The organism is Paenibacillus sp. FSL H7-0323, assembly GCF_038002725.1.
Lineage (GTDB): Bacteria > Bacillota > Bacilli > Paenibacillales > Paenibacillaceae > Paenibacillus_AQ > Paenibacillus_AQ odorifer.
In genome coordinates this window covers 3,207,433-3,223,085 of record NZ_JBBODB010000001.1, presented here as the reverse complement: position 1 = coordinate 3,223,085, position 15,653 = coordinate 3,207,433, and the positions used below count along the sequence as shown (strand labels likewise).

The window sequence follows — 15,653 nt, the reverse complement described above, 5'->3', positions numbered from 1 at the left end:
CACATAGTGCAATTAAAAGGAGAAGCACAACACACTCCGCTTTAATAGTTGCACAAAGTGCAATTATCCTGCGTAGAAGGGGCGATTTGTGCCGGTCACATGAAATGTAGCAGGTTAGTCAGTAGGTTAGTTAGTAGGGAAGGCGAATGCTGTATTGGTAAAAGGAAAAGTAGAGTGGAGAGTCGGGTTTTTGTGTTTGTATTTACATTCACATTTACATTCACGTTGTGACACTTGGCTGACCTGCGCTCTGTCGCTCTGGTATATTGCGTTTCTGACACTCTGGATTCTGATACTCTGCTGCTATGCGCTATCGCTCTACGCTCTGAAAGCTCTGAAACTCTGCTGCTATGCGCTGTCGCTCTACGCTCTGAACGCTCTGACACCCGGGGATGCTATCGCAATGTCGTCACACACGCCGAATAGTTGCAGTTTGTGCATTTAAACTAACCTTCCTTAGAGGATCTGGCGATATAGTTGTACTTTGTACAATTACATCCGCCAGAAATCCGCCGAAAGCACCTAATAACGTTTTTTAACTGCACATAGTGCAATTAAAAGGAGAAATACAACACACTCCGTTTTAATAGTTGCACAAAGTGCAATTATCCTGCCGCAGAAAGGCATTTCAGTATCCTCAGGAAACTCCCGGAACGTTTTTTATAGAAATAATATGAAGAAATCGTAGCATAACTTTAAACAGCCTGTAACTTCCCCTCCTGAATAAGGCTATATACTGTTACTAGAATTATGGGTAATTATTCATTAGGTGGATGGATTGAGTATTTTATGGGAGGGTTCAAGAATGAATCATATAAATAATAATAGAAGGCTATGGTGGCGCTGGTTAAGCTTTGGAATATGTGCAGCACTCCTATTACCTTTAATTTCTGAAAGCAGGCACACAGCCTGGGCGGAGGCTTCTAAGCCATCTACAGAACAGCGCGTGTTACGTATTGGCAGCCTCTGGTCTGGAGAGGACGATTCTTCTTTTCGTCAGCAGTTTACAGATATGTATGAATTGCAGCATCCTGAAATCAAACTTGAGATTATTCCAGCCATCAATATGAATGAGCTTCGTTTTGACAGCACCTATCCAGAGGTTAACCCAGATAATCTGGAGAATATCCGAGCAATTATGGGCGGTGCAGAGCCAGTTGATGTAATCGTCGGTGATAGTACATTGGTGAAGAGTTTGGTGGAACATAATCTGGTGCAACCGCTGGAGCCGCTTATCGCACGAGATCAATATGATTTAAGCAATATGGCGCCTACGATGCTAAGTGGAGTTCGTGAGCTGGGTGGAGGAAGTCTTTACGCGTTAGCGCCGACTTTTATGTCGAGTGCGTTATATTTTAACAAAGGTATTTTTGATGCTGCTGGTGTAGGTTATCCGACAGATGGAATGACTTGGGATGAAGTGTTCGCGCTGGCCGAAAAGGTGACCAAGAAATCGACAAATAAAGATAAGCGTATATATGGCTTTTCAATGAACCGTTATATGAGCGATCCTTTCTGGGATATGCAGACCTATGTCTCACCGCTGGAGCTTGCTATGTATGACAACAAGGGACATAAGATGGAGGTAAACCAAACACAGTGGAGTCAAGCTTGGACGACCTACAGCCAATTGGTGAAAAAGCAAATTACACCTGGGTTAAACGGTATGGATTTTATAGAAACAGAACGGAGTACCTATAGTCCTGTCCAAGGGGATCTCTTCCTTACCGGAAAAGCTGCAATGGTAATTGGAGAATACGATTATCTTAATGAGCTTGCAGGTGTGAGCCGCAATGCAGCAAAGATCAAAAATTATAATCCTGTCGATTGGGGTTTCGTTACCGTACCTACTTTTAAGGAGAAACCAGGAGTGGCTGTAGGTACTTGGGTAGGTAATATGATGGCTATCAACACTATGGCTGCTAATAAGGAAGATGCGTGGGATTTGATCAAATTCGTCAACAGTAATGAAGTAGCTAAAATTAAAGCCCATACCCGCGGGGAACTAACTTCCCGTAAGGATTACATTACCACGAAAGTACCTTCAGTAAATCTGGAGTCCTTCTATACGCTTAAACCATTACCAGCCAATGATCCTTTGATGAACGTCCTACAAACACAGAAGCCTGGAATTAGCCGTATTAACGATGTTGGGCGTCAACTGTTCACAGAAGTTTATCAGGGCAAGAGAACGGTCGAGAGTGCACTTAAAGCTTGGGAGAAGCAAGGGAATACGATGCTGGGTACGCTCGAAAAAGATCCCACATATTATTTTGACTCCATAGGGGATTGAGTTTTGGAATATGTAGAAGCCACCGGATTTCCGGTGGCTTATTTTGTGGAACTTGGGCATGATAAGTTCAGAGCAGCGTAAGATTAATTTGCGAAAAGGAGAAGAGGGCATCATGAATTGGATATACTTCGCGAAACTGTTCAGAACGAGATTTCAAGCAGGCTGTTTGGCAAAAAGACTGGAGCAAGATGGCTGGATTTATGGCTATCATGACCCAAGTTTTGTGGAGATTTATCGATCCCGCAAAGGAAGATATGGGGTTAGATTTTTGCCTTGAGAACTTTTACAAATTCATCCTTGACGTAGACCCATTTTGTACTGTATATTATTTATTGTCGCTGTTTGAATATTATTTCTGACGCGGGGTGGAGCAGCCCGGTAGCTCGTCGGGCTCATAACCCGAAGGTCGCAGGTTCAAATCCTGCCCCCGCAACCAATTTTATTACAACAGCAATTGTACATTCGGATATTTTTAGATCCGGGCCCTTAGCTCAGTTGGTTAGAGCGGTCGGCTCATAACCGATTGGTCGGGGGTTCGAGTCCCTCAGGGCCCACTTATCAAAAACCCTTACTTTGTAAGGGTTTTTTGCTGTCTATAGGCTTTGTAATATTAAGAAAATAGAATGGATAAAGACCAGGATTTTGAGCTTGCTAACGGATTTGCTAACGGGAATTATTTTTCAGCAGTTTCGAGCTGTTTTTCAGCGTATTTATTCAGTTCTGCTTCAATTTTGTCAACGGCCTCTTCCTGCATGATTGGGAGTAGGTGTGAGTATCGTTCGTTGAACATCGCTGGAGTCATACCCAGTCGTTCAGCAGCTACCTTTGGATTTATTCCGATCGCCAATAAGAATGATGCATGTGTATGTCGCTGGTCGTGGAACCTAATTTTTTTGACACCTGCTTTACGTACAAGTACGTCCATACCTTCAGTAATTCTTTTTGGCTTTATATAACCTCCGCCAGGGTAGCAACATACTAAGTCATTATCCTCATATGAGTCTCCATATTCTTTTTTATAAGCCTCGATTTGCTTGTAGCGTTCCTTAAGGTCATCAATAATATTCTGAAAAAGTTTTACCCGTCGTATGGAATCATTCGTCTTGGGACGTTGAATGACTAAACCATCACGTGTCCAGTTGGCCGTCTGGATCACCTTGAGTTCTTTCTTTTCAAAGTCGATATCACCCCAGCGAAGTCCAAGGATTTCACCGCGTCTCATTCCAGTATAAATTGCCAATGAAAACACAATATAATGAACATGATACTTGGATGAATTAAGGAACTGGGTGAATTCCTCTATGGTCCAGAACTGCATCTCCTTTTGCTCGTTCGCGTTTATCTTACTCCGCATAGATACTTTACTCATTATATCTTCTGCCAATAGGCCAGATTCAGAGTATGCAAGTCTGAGAGCGCGTTTCAGCACACCATGGATATTCTTTACATAGTCCTTCGAATACTTCTTCCGAAGGTCTGCATAGAAGCTCTTAATCGTTCGTGGGGTGAGAGCCTGAAGCTTTACTTTGCCTAGTGCCGGTATAATGCGGGCTTCAATTATGGTTTTCTCTGTGTCATATGAGGTTGGTTTGAAGTTGGGTTTAGCATGTGTCTCCAAATATTCCACCAAATACTCTGCTAATGTAATCTTAGACTGTTTTAGATCCAATCCTTTTTCAGCATCAGTCATTGCTTTTCTGCATGCACTCCATGCTTCTTTTTCGGTTTTAAATCCACCTTTTGATTTTTGGCTCCTTTCACCTGTCAACGGATCTGCTGGCAAATCGAAGACATAGGTGTATGTTCTACCCCTCAGGTATACATGGCCTTTCATAATCATCAATCCCTTCGTAACTAGAAATTTATAGCGTCATCAATTGCATCCATAGGGAGAATCAACCGTGTTACGCCCTGGCCATGACGCCAGGCCACTCGAGATAAGTTGATGGTCACATACCCTTTACGATTCGGAAGCAGGGAGAGGTCTCCAGGCAGAACGGTAGCATCATGTCGAGAACGGTGGAATGACGAACTATGTAGTTTATAGTTTCGCTCGACATTAAGGTCCAGTGGCTTGTTCCAATTGAAACCCTGACGCTGCTCAATGACTAAGGCTTGTGGGCGAGAGAAGTCTTCTAGACCATACAATGAATGAATACGGGGCTCCTGAAGGTAGTCGAGGCCTGAAACAGGGGATTCGTGGATTGTGGTTTCAAGACTAGACGTAATCTGGTTGGTGTATGTAAAGGTTGACATGAACTCCGAATGGTTTATTCGATCTTCCACTTGTTTGAGACGCAACTCAACTAATTCTGGATAGGCATGGAATTCTAAAGCGAGTAAGCTAATGGCTTCACTCCTGTGAAAGGGAAGTGTTATCTGCTCAAGCATAAAGAATGGGATCGTGGCGTATAACGCAAAACGGTCAGCATCAATCTCTTGAGCTTCACGAAACAAATCTGGCATCCAGCGTTGATCACCTGAGTGACGAATTACATGACAAAGCTCATGAAAAAAAACCTTACGCTGTTCTGTACGATCATTGCGGTTGTCTAAAAAAATGACTCTTTCTTCATTTTCACTAAATGTTCTTTTGTCATAATAAACAATATCTACCCCGAAGCTTAGTGCGATCTTGTCTATATCTAGATCATTAGGGGTAAAAACACCGTTTGATCTGTATTGTTCTTCAATCCATTGTTCCAGAGGAGTTTTGAAATAGTTGGAATAATTCATATAATGGCCCCCGATTTACGTACATATGTTCTATTTTGTTGTGAAAAGAAAAGCCATTGCTGGCTTTGTTTAATTTGAACTAGATGATTAATTATCCTCCATCCAACGATTGGCCCAGATGTGATAGCCTCCAGATATCAATAGGCTAAAAATTGCAAGAACGATAGAAGCACCCGAACTATCAAACCACGACCCTATGATCCAACCTACAGTGCCACAGCCAAAAGTTAATAATATCAATAAAGCAAGTCTAGTTTTTTTATTAACGGCAAGTAGGATTGAGCCTATTAATATTCCACCAAAAACCCACCATGAAGAGAAGTAAAAGCCAGAAACCACTGAAATAATGAATATTTCTGCAAAAAACCAGTTTGCACCTTCTTCGCTTTGCTTTTCTTGATTAACTCCTCGTCTAACTTCATTTTGCACATGATCACCTGGAATACTCCCCATCGGTTGGAGGATTTGCTTATAATTTTTGATTGGATTGTTCAGCTGCGCGTTTCTTCATCTCTCTATAACGTAAGAGAGCTGCTTCCATTTCTTCTATTTCGTCTGGAGTATATTTATCCGGACCACCATAAAAAGACATGTTAGTTTCTTTGCGAACAGGTGACGGATCGTTAGTTCTTCCAAGAAGATAATCTACAGATGTATCAAGAGCATCGGCAATATTTTTTAATGCTTCCGGATCTGGCTTTCTATCATCAGTTTCATATCGTGATAACTGAACGATTGTGAGTCCGCTAAGCTGTGCCAAGTCTTTTTGCTTGATGTTCTTTTTTTCTCTAAGGTTCTTAATTCTTCCGCCAAGGGTTTGCATAGAAACTCCTTCCTAAAAAATAGATTCAACTTTAATACAATAATAGCATTACCATATTGGTAAATAAATAAAATTGCCATATTGGTAATAATATTATTGACATTACCTTTTTGGTAATTTATAATCAAAACATAAATTACCGAATCGGTAACTTGGAGGTGGTGGAATGAGAAGAGTTGATTTGAAAAAGATAAAAAATTTGCGGAAAAGTAAAGGATTTTCTTTAGAAGAAATGGCTATCCGATTAGGTTATGAAAGTGCAAATGGTTATTATTACTTGGAGATTGGTCGTGGGAAGTTTCCAGCAGAAACACTTGCAAAAGTAGCTAAGATTTTAGGGGTTGAAATAGATGAGCTTTTTTTTGAGGATGAAATTGCCGATTTGGTAATTTCGGATCAAAAGAAGGAGGTGATCTGATTGGAAATTCAAGATATTCGTGAAGTGAAGGAAACAAGAAAGTCTGAGGAAGTTAACCGGCTGATCAATGAAGGTTGGCTTCTCGATTACCGGGAGCATGGCCAAGGCTATTCTCGTTATGTGTTAATCAAAGTTAAGTAAGGAGGTACCGTCATGGCTAAGGCTGTAAAAACACCAGCGACCTTCGCGGAAGCCCTCCGCCTGGCGGCTGATCTTGCCGAGCAGAATGAAAAATTGGAAATGCAGCTTGCGGAACTACGGTTGAATGGAGAATATCCAGAAGTGCTCCGACCAGCTCATATTATGAAGTTACTGAGAATGAGCGCTCCAAAAGTTCAAGAGCTTACCAATCATCCTACCTTTCCACATTTGAATCGGAATAGGAAGAAGGGCGAGGCAGTAACTGTTCTTAAATCGGATCTGTACCACTGGTTAAAAACAGAGCGTTATGAATGAGGAAACCCGCCAAGCTGTACCGGCTACGGCGGGTGGGGGATTCGGCAAGGGGAATTGCTTAACAACATCATACATCAGGCCTCTGTCCGATAGCATCCCATAAAACGGACAAAGGAGAGGATCAAAAGTTGGCAATCGGACAATTCGGACCAGCATTAGAGCAAGCATTAAAGGTCTCAGGTGATACCAGAGAAAAAGCAGGGCTTATCGTTCATGCTGATGCTTCCTTAATAGGGAAAATTGCAAGGGGAACTCGAAAAGCATCCAAACCGGTCATGAGAGCAGTAATTGAACATTACGATGATGGGCAACTCTCACTAGCAGCTGCTGCAGATGTAACTGGTGGGGCGTTTGCCCCATGGTTAGACAACGTAGACCTACATAGAGCAAGCGTTTTATTCAAAACGATCGAAGAAATGCAAGAAGTGCTTGAAGCCTCTGGGCAAGCTCCAATCAGTAAAACAAATGAACAAATAACGGATGCAGAGCGGCATCAAATAAAGCAACTGCTTATGGAATCGGTGGAAGCTATCACGGCCCTGACTCATCTGGTTGCAGTGATATGTAAAGAGTATTCCTTTAGTTGGTTGGGAACTTGGAAAGAGCATCGAGCTGAGCTGAAAGCAAAAAAATATTTGAAATGAGGGAGCGCTTTGGAAAGAGAACAATTGGTTGCTGAGGCAAGAGAAGCGGGTCAACATGCAACACATAACTTGCAGATGATCCGTAAGAACCCGAGTGTGATGCTACCTGGAAGGATTGAGGATGCGGAGAGCTATTTGAACAATATGATACGCGTTGCAGAAGTAGAAATAAAAAATGACCGCCTGGCAGGGCAGTCACTTGGTTTGAAATCTCGGTTAGAGAATCTCTTGGTGTCCATTTTAACCTCGAAGCGTCAAAAGCGCAAGGAGGGGGCTGTGTGACAGAACAGCAGATAAGAAGCTTCGGTCAAGCTCTGGCTGAACGCTTTAAACAAGTGGGGGATGAAAGACTCGTTGCAGAGAGACGGTTTCGAGAATCGCTTTACTCCCCAGCATCCATCCGGTTTGAGGTGCTAGAACTGGAGCGGAAGCGAGACATCGCTCAGGCCGCTTTTGATTCTTGGAAGGAAGTCACCGAAAATCTACCTTCTGAGATTCAGAACACTTTTAAAGAACACTACCAAAAAATAAATCCTATGGAGGCTAAATAATATGAAATCTACTGGAATTGTACGCAAAATTGACGAGCTTGGACGGATTGTTATCCCGATTGAACTGCGTAGAACGATGAATCTGGAAATCAAAGACCCTGTAGAGATCTTTGTTGACGACGACAAGATCATCTTCCGCAAGTATGCGCCGGGCTGTGCGATCACTGGTAGCCAGGAAGATTTGGTTCCGTTCGAAGGGAAACTGTACAGCCGCGCAATTATTCAGCAAATGGCTGTTGCGGCAGGAATTAAGTAAGAAAAGCAAGGGCTTCGGCCCCTGTCTCCAAGCGTCGACCCTTAGAAATAACCTTTCCTCCGGGTTGGCGTTTGGAGATGCGGCTGACGCATCAATACATATGGAAGGAGGCAGCTTATGCAAGTCATTCAAAAGTTAACAGTGGTTAGTAATCCAACACGAGTATTTGAAGTTGGAACCGAGATTGATAGCCATGAAGTAATTGAAATTAAGCAGGTTGGTTCTGAGTATGAGGACCATATTCATTCTGAGTATGTCGTTCTGGACGAAGATGGCCACATGATAGCCAGTGTCGAGAACGCTCCTGTAATTGTGGATTACAAGCAAATTGCTGAACACGACAACGAAAAATAGCCCACTGGCATGGGCTATCACTGTTCATTGAAAACTTAATTATTCACTTGCCTCCATCTTAGCAGGTGGGGGCGCACTACACAAGAGGGAGTGAAAGTAATGTTAACTGCCTTTTCTGCTGACATTAGTGGTCAGCGTATTGAGGTTGAAATTCAGCCTCCAACACACTATACGCCTTCGGTTCTTTCAATTCGGCAGCAATCTGGAACCTTTCAGCTGCACGCTGATCCGGATCAATTAGCTGAAGTCGAATATGCCATTCGGACTTATCTGAAAAGTATTCGTTACTCAGAAACACCTGATCAACAAATGATCTTACATGCTGAATGTAATGCAGCAATCGAGGAGGGAATCGCTTGAAACGTATCGTTTTGGAGCGCTTGACGCTCCGTAATTTCAAAGGTATTAAAGAACTTGTCCTCGCCGCTAATGGCGGGGACGCTGATGTCTATGGTGACAATGCTACTGGGAAGACCACTATGTTCGACGGCTTTGTCTGGCTCTTGTTCGGTAAGGACAGCCAGAACAAGGCTGACTTCGAGATTAAGGGTTTGGATGGAGAGGGGAAGGTTCTTCAGCACAAGTTGGAACACGAGGTCGAGGGAGTTTTCCTGATCGATGGACGCCGCCGTACTTTCCGCCGTGTCTTCTCCGAGAAGTGGACTAAGAAGCGCGGTTCCGCGACGGACGCCTTCGAAGGGCATGAAACGAACTACTTCCTTGATGGTGTTCCTGTGAAAAAGGGAGAGTACACCGCCGAAGTCGATTCCATTATCAAAGAGGATTTATTCAAACTATTGACTTCACCTTCTTACTTCAATGAACAGCTAAAGAAAGAAGAGCGCCGAAAGACATTACTGGAGGTATGCGGTGATCTTACGGACGCCGAGGTCATTCACGGTAACAAGGAACTTGCTTCATTACCAGGTATCCTGGGAGATCGCGACCTTGAGTCACATAAAAAGGTTATCTTTTCTCGATGCACTGTGATTAATAAGGAGATCAAGGAGCTGCCAGTGCGGATCAGTGAAGTGCAGCGTCAAATGCCGGATGTTGTGGAGCTGGATGAAGAGCTCCAAAAGGAAGATATCGCAATGCTTCGCCGCCGGGTTGAATCCAGCGAGGCAGAATTGTCCCGCTTCCTTTCTGGCGGGGAAGTGGCAGTTAAGGAAAAGCGGCTTCGTGAAATTGAAGGCGAGCTGATCGATATCAAGAGTCGTATGCAATCCAATTTGTTGGATAAGTTGGCTCTCAAACGTGATGAAGTGAACCGGATGCATAACGAGTTGGATAAGTACCGCCGTACAGTAGAGGACAAGGAGCAACGTATCAAGCAGAATGAGCGCTTAGTTACTGATCGTCGGCAAGAAGCAGATCGCTTGAGAACAGAATTTGCTGAGCTGAAGAGTCTTACCTTCGAACATCCTGAAGATTATGATGCCAATTGCCCAGCCTGTGGTCAGTCACTTCCAGAAGATCAAATTAAGGTAGCTCACGACAAAGCAGATGCTGAATTTAATCGTCGACTAGCGGAGCGTAAGGAGCGTATCAATAATTCCGGAAAAGCAGCGGTGGCTGAAGCTCAGAAATTCGAGCAGGAAATTATTCGGCTACGTGAAGAAATCGAAGGTTTGACCAGTACCTTGAAAACCCTGCAGGCTGAGGTCGCATCTGCTGATGATCAGCTAACTGTTCTTCGAGCAGGTGTTAAAGATCCTACCTCTGATCCGGAATATGCGAGTAAGCTTGCCGAAGCTACTCAAGTTAAACAACAGATTGAAGTATTGAGAACTTCAGGTGAAGATGCTGCTGCAACTGCCCGTTCCGAGATTCGCCGGCAACGTGCTGAGATAGAAGAAATGGAACGCGATCTCGCTAAATTCGATGGTGTACGCCGAGCGCAGCTGCGTGTGACGGAGCTAGAGAAACAGGAGCGGGAACTTGCAGCAGAGTACGAACGCTTGCAGCATGAACTGTTCCTCTGCGAGGAATTCACTAAGACGAAGGTCAGCATGCTGGATGCCAAGATCAACAGCAAATTCAAGCTCGCACGGTTTCGACTCTTTGAGGATCAAATCAACGGCGGGATCAAGGAAGTCTGCGACACGCTTTATAAGGGAGTCCCTTATGATGGTGGACTCAACAATGCGGCTCGTATCAATGTCGGTTTGGACATCATCAATACGCTAGGTGAGCATTACGGATTCTCTGCTCCAATCTTCGTAGATAATGCCGAAGCAGTGACGCAGCTGATCGGAACTGATGCTCAGGTAATCCGATTAGTCGTTAGTGAAGCAGATAAGAAGCTGCGCATTGAGACGGCAGCCATACAGGAGGCGATCTAATGAGCACCACTTATAAAGTTACTGCTTCTGATCCTTCGAATGGATTATTCGCTGGTCAAACTATTAAGCCATATTACGAGGATAGCATCGAGATGATCATTACCGGATCTCAATTGGGAGTCGATCATCACATCAGGAAAAATAGTCAGTATTTCAATGGTCATTTTGCTAAGGAGGAGGAAGAGGAATGAGTGCAGGTAATCAAGTGGCAATTATTCAAAAGGACATCACCGATGATGTTAATCGGAGCCTTACACGTTTGCAGGATGATGGGTTAATCTTGCCTCCAAATTACAATGCGAGCAATGCGCTAAAAAGCGCCTTCTTCAAGCTCCAGGAGGTACAGGATAAGAATGGTAAGCCTGCGTTGGAGGTATGCTCGCGGGAATCTGTCGCAAATGCACTGCTGGATATGGTTGTGCAAGGTCTAAGCCCGGCCAAAACACAGTGCTATTTCATTGTGTATGGCAGCAAGCTTCAGCTTAACCGTTCCTACTTTGGGACACAAGCTGTGCTGAAACGTTTGTCCAACGTCAAAGATATTTGGGCAAACGTGATTTATAAGGGCGATGTTTTTGAATATGCAGTGAATGGCGGACGTGAAAAATTGGTCAAGCACGAAACCAATTTTGAAAATAGAGACAATGAAATTCTAGGTGTGTATGCCGTCGTGAAGTCGGTTGATGATGAAGAAATCCTTACCATCATGACAAAAAAGGAAGTTGATGCATCGTGGAGTCAGAGCAAAACAAGTCAATCTGTCCATAAAAAATTCCCGCAAGAAATGGCAAAACGGACTGTTATAAACCGTGCGGCCAAGGCTTATATCAACACCAGTGACGACAGCGACTTGCTGGTCGATGCTATTAATCGGTCGACAGAAAACGAGTATGACGACCGTGTCGATGTGACACCTGAAGAAGTCAAAGCAGAGATTGCAGAACATGCGAACGGAAAGATTATTGATATCACACCTGGAGCAGCAGCTGATAAAAAGGCTACTGAAGCTCCAACAGCAGAGAAGTCAAAAACTACTGAGACCAAAAGACAACCGACAGGAAATAAGGCTCAAGCTGGTAATGATCTTAACAATTTTGCTGATGATGTCCCTCCTCTTGAACAAGAGATGCAGTTCTGATGATTGATATCCAATGTTTCGGCTCTAGCAGCGCCGGTAATGCCTATCGCATATATGACGGGCATACCGTACTTCTGCTGGAAGCCGGTTTTCCTTATAAGTCGATACAGCGGGCGCTTAATTTTAGAATGTCAGACATTGCCGGTTGCCTCATTACACACGAGCATCTGGACCATAGCAAGGCTGCTCCTGACATCATGCGAGCAGGTATAAACATTTACACCAGCGCAGGTACGGCAACTGCTAGAGGGTTATCAGGACATCGTCTGAAGGTCATAAAGGCGTTAGAGCAGTTCACAATCGGTACTTGGACAATTCTACCGTTTGATATTCAGCATGATGTGGAGGAGCCGTTAGGTTTCCTGCTAGCCAATCCAGAGGGAGATAAACTAGTTTTCCTGACTGATACCTACTATTGCCGACATCGCTTCAAAGACCTTACTCACATCATGGTGGAGTGCAATTATTCCTTAGATATCGTTAACAAGCGGGTGGCTGCGGGTCACTTGCATCCTGCTCAAAAGAAACGGCTGCTTCGTTCTCACTTCGGATTGGAGAATGTGAAAGAATTCTTGAAAGCCAATGATACCCGTAATGTTGAGGAGATTTGGTTACTGCATCTATCTGATGGTAATAGTGACGCCGAACGCTTCAAACGAGAGATTCAGGAGACTACCGGAGCTCTTGTTAGGGTGGCAGATCGATGATCAACGATAAACCTATGATGCAGAGCATGATGGGGGAGAGGATCTGGAAGCTAATGAAGGTAGATCAAGAAGAGTTTAAGCGGGAGACACGAGAATACTTCGCTCGAGCTTACCCAGGCTGGACGGTGAAGCGGGTGAAATACCCGATCGTTTACCTCCAGGATGATAGAGATTGATATGAATGATTTATAGGGGATGATTGAATGCCCGAAGGCAGTTACCCGTTTCCGACATACTCAGGGCTTTTGCAGCCACAACATTACAAACAAATAGGCAGCGCGATATGGCTTTTCCTGTGGTGCATCAGCTCTACGACATCGGAGAAGGAAAGAGAGGGAACTGTCTGGGGTATTGTCCTCGGGAACAAGCCGATCCGCAGCAGTGAGTTGGAGGAAACTTTCGGAGTGACCGGAAGAACAATCCGCGATTGGATTAAAAGATTAGAGGAGCATGGTTACATACGAGTGACCCGCGCTCCATATGGACTGATTTTCAGTGTTCGGAACTCAAAAAAGTATCAAAATAGACCGGAAGTAAATCTCCACTCTGGCGAAGGAGATAGGAAGAAAATTTCCGATCTGGAGGATGGAGATAGGAAGAAAAGTTCCGATCACCCGGAAGAAAACTTCCGATCTAATAAAGATATTATAAAGATTTTGATTGATAGATGGATTAATGGTTTGGAAGAAGATGATCAAAAAGAGTTGAGTTCAAGATCCGGGGTGCTGACCGCCGCTGTGGGTGCCGTCTCCACAGGCCAAATAGATCTTGATAAACCGACAGTCGAACAGCGTGTCCTTAAAATCGAACAGTATTACATGCAACGTAATGGGCTACTCAGTTCCGTTACTGCTGATTGGGAACATGTTCGTGAGATTGCGAACGAGGCCATGCCGCTGGATCTCGTATACTTTTTCATCGATCTGGCAATTGCCCGGAAGAAAGCTAAACGGAGGAGACCTTCGGATAAGATTCGGACGTTCTCGTATTGCAAAACCGTTATTTATGGCTGCTGGGATGAATTGTCCTCATTTCTTGAGCGGTACCTAACTCCCCCTGCATCTTCACAGCAGGGAACAGTCGCCCTGGGAGCCTCAAGAGAGCGTCGAAAAAGCCAACGACAACAAGAAATTGACGAGCTTGAACAGTTCATCGAGGAGGAGAAGAAGCGTGGAAGTGGTTGAAGTTGCTCAGCTTTACCGAGAGATCAAGAAGCATTTCCCGTTTTTTGATGCTTCTGTCGAAAAGGTGAAAGCAGATTATAAATATCTCAAAGATTTTCCGGCGGAAACAGCCCAAGAGAATATTGATCGCTATATTCTGACTGAAACAGTAGAGCCGAAAATTGCAAATATTCGTGGCCGCCTGGGCGATTTGCAAGATAGCCAGCGCAGCAAGGAAGCTGCTGCAGAACATTTCGCCAATCTTGATGAATGGGTGTCTAGTCATAAACCACCTCCTGAAGGTTATTGGGAAACAGTAATGCTGAAGCTTCGAGGTGAAACGAATGCTTGATCGTGAGGTTTTTTTAGCAGCTGCGGGAATTGAAATGCCAGTTGACCTTCAAGCCGAGCAAGCGGTATTAGGTGCGGCCTTGATAGATCAGTCGGCTTATGAAGCTTCGGCAGATATATTGCAAGGCGGGGAATTTAGCGACGAAGGACATGCACGGATATACAGAGCGATGCGTCGTCTCAGCAATGCGGAACAGCCAATTGATTTGATCAGCCTGACTTCACAACTACAGGACAGCGAGGAAATCGACAAGGTTGGTGGGGTTAGTTACCTGTCGAAGTTGGCTCATGCAGTGCCGACAACAGCGAACGCAGCCTACTATGTTGAGCGAGTACAGGAGATGTTCCTTCGTCGTCAAGCGATTGATACGGCCCTAGATCTGCTTCGCAATGCTGGGGAGGAGCAGGATGTTAAAGGGTTCGTTGCAATGGCTGAGACTGCTGTATCTAAACTCTCAGACCAGACGGTTCCAGTACGTGAGTTTATTGGAATCAAAGATGCATTGATGCAGGTCTGGGAAGAGGCAGAGCAGCGGTACAACGTCCGCGATATAAACCGCGGAATCACAGGGATTGAGTCTGGGTTTACTGATCTCGATAAGATGACTGCCGGATTCCAGAAAAACGACTTAATTATCGTAGCGGCACGGCCATCGGTCGGTAAAACGGCTTTTGCATTGAACATTGCTCAAAATGTCGGAGTACGAGCGAAGGAGACCGTCGCTATCTTCAGTTTGGAGATGAGTGCTGCACAGCTTGTACAAAGAATGATTTGTGCTGAAGCCCAGATCGATGCTAGTCGTATGCGAACAGGGAAGTTTGAAGGTGATGATTGGGAGCGCATGGCGATGGCCGTTGGATTATTGTCGGAGGCGGATATTCACATTGACGATACTCCTGGTATAACGGTGAATGAGATTCGTGCCAAGTGCCGGCGGTTGAAGAAAGAAGGCAAGCTGGGAATGATATTGATCGATTATCTGCAACTCATCCAGGGTAGAGGGCGCAGCGGTGCGAACCGGCAGGAAGAGGTATCACAGATTAGCCGAACCTTGAAGCAAATAGCCCGGGAACTTGAGGTGCCAGTTATCGCTTTATCCCAACTCAGCCGAGGTGTTGAGCAGCGGCAGGACAAGCGTCCAATGATGAGTGATCTTCGTGAGTCAGGTGCGATCGAGCAGGATGCAGATATCGTAGCGTTCCTTTATCGCGACGATTATTACGACAAAGAAACTGAGAAAAAGAACATCATTGAAATCATTATTGCCAAACAACGGAACGGTCCCGTAGGCACTGTGGAACTGGTATTCATGAAAAATTTCAATAAATTTGCTAATTACGAATATGTGCATGAGGGAAAGACCCCTGCAGGGAATGCGAAGAACATTGCAAAGCGCCAATGGGCGCAGTAAAGGAGC

General features: G+C 44.5%; 23 protein-coding genes and 2 tRNA genes. 21 read left to right on the top strand and 4 right to left on the bottom strand.

The features are described from left to right. The first annotated feature begins 805 nt into the window (after positions 1-805). The 4 genes from MHH89_RS14805 to MHH89_RS14790 all read left to right on the top strand — a co-directional run bounded on the left by MHH89_RS14805 (position 806) and on the right by MHH89_RS14790 (position 2,847). On the top strand, positions 806-2,293 hold the full coding sequence (locus tag MHH89_RS14805; RefSeq protein ID WP_341087466.1) for an ABC transporter substrate-binding protein: 1,488 nt from the start codon (positions 806-808) through the stop codon (positions 2,291-2,293). A 112-nt stretch (positions 2,294-2,405) separates the two neighbouring features. Further along, the gene (locus MHH89_RS14800) at positions 2,406-2,570 is read left to right on the top strand and encodes a hypothetical protein (protein ID WP_167347621.1); all 165 of its coding nucleotides are present in this window, start codon (positions 2,406-2,408) and stop codon (positions 2,568-2,570) included. An 82-nt stretch (positions 2,571-2,652) separates the two neighbouring features. Beyond that, positions 2,653-2,729, top strand: a tRNA-Met gene (locus tag MHH89_RS14795). Between the two features lie 44 nt (positions 2,730-2,773). Beyond that, positions 2,774-2,847 (top strand) — tRNA-Ile (locus tag MHH89_RS14790). Positions 2,848-2,966: 119 nt separating this feature from the next. Here MHH89_RS14790 and MHH89_RS14785 read toward each other — a convergent pair. The 4 genes from MHH89_RS14785 to MHH89_RS14770 all read right to left on the bottom strand — a co-directional run bounded on the left by MHH89_RS14785 (position 2,967) and on the right by MHH89_RS14770 (position 5,852). After that, positions 2,967-4,127, bottom strand: a complete 1,161-nt coding sequence (locus tag MHH89_RS14785; RefSeq protein WP_340033511.1) for a site-specific integrase — start codon at positions 4,125-4,127, stop codon at positions 2,967-2,969. Positions 4,128-4,147: 20 nt separating this feature from the next. Continuing rightward, the gene (locus tag MHH89_RS14780) at positions 4,148-5,029 is read right to left on the bottom strand and encodes an ImmA/IrrE family metallo-endopeptidase (protein ID WP_340033510.1); all 882 of its coding nucleotides are present in this window, start codon (positions 5,027-5,029) and stop codon (positions 4,148-4,150) included. Positions 5,030-5,116: 87 nt separating this feature from the next. Beyond that, positions 5,117-5,458, bottom strand: a complete 342-nt coding sequence (locus MHH89_RS14775) for a hypothetical protein (RefSeq protein ID WP_341087464.1) — start codon at positions 5,456-5,458, stop codon at positions 5,117-5,119. A gap of 40 nt (positions 5,459-5,498) precedes the next feature. Further along, the gene (locus MHH89_RS14770; protein ID WP_094878893.1) at positions 5,499-5,852 is read right to left on the bottom strand and encodes a helix-turn-helix domain-containing protein; all 354 of its coding nucleotides are present in this window, start codon (positions 5,850-5,852) and stop codon (positions 5,499-5,501) included. A 166-nt stretch (positions 5,853-6,018) separates the two neighbouring features. On the opposite strand from MHH89_RS14770, the gene MHH89_RS14765 reads away from it, so the two are divergent. From MHH89_RS14765 to dnaB, 17 genes are all read left to right on the top strand, one after another. Then, on the top strand, positions 6,019-6,270 hold the full coding sequence (locus tag MHH89_RS14765) for a helix-turn-helix domain-containing protein (RefSeq protein ID WP_340033508.1): 252 nt from the start codon (positions 6,019-6,021) through the stop codon (positions 6,268-6,270). After that, positions 6,271-6,411: a hypothetical protein gene (locus MHH89_RS14760; RefSeq protein WP_156417429.1), complete on the top strand. Its 141-nt coding sequence runs from the start codon at positions 6,271-6,273 to the stop codon at positions 6,409-6,411. It begins immediately after the preceding gene. A gap of 12 nt (positions 6,412-6,423) precedes the next feature. After that, positions 6,424-6,726, top strand: a complete 303-nt coding sequence (locus tag MHH89_RS14755) for a hypothetical protein (RefSeq protein WP_076220921.1) — start codon at positions 6,424-6,426, stop codon at positions 6,724-6,726. A gap of 128 nt (positions 6,727-6,854) precedes the next feature. Beyond that, complete coding sequence (locus MHH89_RS14750) at positions 6,855-7,370, top strand: XRE family transcriptional regulator (RefSeq protein WP_340033507.1); 516 nt, start codon at positions 6,855-6,857, stop codon at positions 7,368-7,370. 9 nt (positions 7,371-7,379) lie between these two features. Continuing rightward, complete coding sequence (locus tag MHH89_RS14745) at positions 7,380-7,652, top strand: hypothetical protein (RefSeq protein WP_076220922.1); 273 nt, start codon at positions 7,380-7,382, stop codon at positions 7,650-7,652. Beyond that, the gene (locus tag MHH89_RS14740) at positions 7,649-7,921 is read left to right on the top strand and encodes a hypothetical protein (RefSeq protein ID WP_076302480.1); all 273 of its coding nucleotides are present in this window, start codon (positions 7,649-7,651) and stop codon (positions 7,919-7,921) included. Before MHH89_RS14745 ends, MHH89_RS14740 begins: the two co-directional genes overlap by 4 nt. A gap of 1 nt (position 7,922) precedes the next feature. Further along, entirely contained in the window at positions 7,923-8,177 is a 255-nt protein-coding gene (locus tag MHH89_RS14735; protein WP_076302481.1) for an AbrB/MazE/SpoVT family DNA-binding domain-containing protein, read from the top strand. Positions 8,178-8,294: 117 nt separating this feature from the next. Continuing rightward, positions 8,295-8,531, top strand: coding sequence for a hypothetical protein (locus MHH89_RS14730; protein ID WP_076302482.1), 237 nt, complete (start codon positions 8,295-8,297; stop codon positions 8,529-8,531). 99 nt (positions 8,532-8,630) lie between these two features. Then, positions 8,631-8,891, top strand: a complete 261-nt coding sequence (locus MHH89_RS14725; protein ID WP_076302483.1) for a hypothetical protein — start codon at positions 8,631-8,633, stop codon at positions 8,889-8,891. After that, positions 8,888-10,876, top strand: a complete 1,989-nt coding sequence (locus tag MHH89_RS14720) for a hypothetical protein (protein WP_340033506.1) — start codon at positions 8,888-8,890, stop codon at positions 10,874-10,876. Before MHH89_RS14725 ends, MHH89_RS14720 begins: the two co-directional genes overlap by 4 nt. Further along, positions 10,876-11,067: a hypothetical protein gene (locus MHH89_RS14715; protein WP_340033504.1), complete on the top strand. Its 192-nt coding sequence runs from the start codon at positions 10,876-10,878 to the stop codon at positions 11,065-11,067. The genes MHH89_RS14720 and MHH89_RS14715 overlap by 1 nt, the downstream gene beginning before the upstream one ends. Further along, positions 11,064-12,014, top strand: a complete 951-nt coding sequence (locus MHH89_RS14710) for a recombinase RecT (RefSeq protein ID WP_340033502.1) — start codon at positions 11,064-11,066, stop codon at positions 12,012-12,014. The genes MHH89_RS14715 and MHH89_RS14710 overlap by 4 nt, the downstream gene beginning before the upstream one ends. Next, positions 12,014-12,721, top strand: a complete 708-nt coding sequence (locus MHH89_RS14705) for an MBL fold metallo-hydrolase (RefSeq protein WP_340033501.1) — start codon at positions 12,014-12,016, stop codon at positions 12,719-12,721. Before MHH89_RS14710 ends, MHH89_RS14705 begins: the two co-directional genes overlap by 1 nt. Beyond that, positions 12,718-12,897 carry a hypothetical protein gene (locus MHH89_RS14700; protein ID WP_341087458.1) on the top strand — a complete coding sequence of 60 codons (180 nt, stop codon included), beginning with the start codon at positions 12,718-12,720 and terminating at the stop codon, positions 12,895-12,897. The genes MHH89_RS14705 and MHH89_RS14700 overlap by 4 nt, the downstream gene beginning before the upstream one ends. A 27-nt stretch (positions 12,898-12,924) precedes the next feature. Further along, the gene (locus MHH89_RS14695; RefSeq protein WP_341087457.1) at positions 12,925-13,905 is read left to right on the top strand and encodes a hypothetical protein; all 981 of its coding nucleotides are present in this window, start codon (positions 12,925-12,927) and stop codon (positions 13,903-13,905) included. Then, positions 13,892-14,236, top strand: a complete 345-nt coding sequence (locus tag MHH89_RS14690; protein WP_341087455.1) for a hypothetical protein — start codon at positions 13,892-13,894, stop codon at positions 14,234-14,236. Before MHH89_RS14695 ends, MHH89_RS14690 begins: the two co-directional genes overlap by 14 nt. Beyond that, complete coding sequence (gene dnaB / locus MHH89_RS14685; RefSeq protein ID WP_341087454.1) at positions 14,229-15,647, top strand: replicative DNA helicase; 1,419 nt, start codon at positions 14,229-14,231, stop codon at positions 15,645-15,647. The genes MHH89_RS14690 and dnaB overlap by 8 nt, the downstream gene beginning before the upstream one ends. The last annotated feature ends 6 nt before the right edge of the window (positions 15,648-15,653 follow it).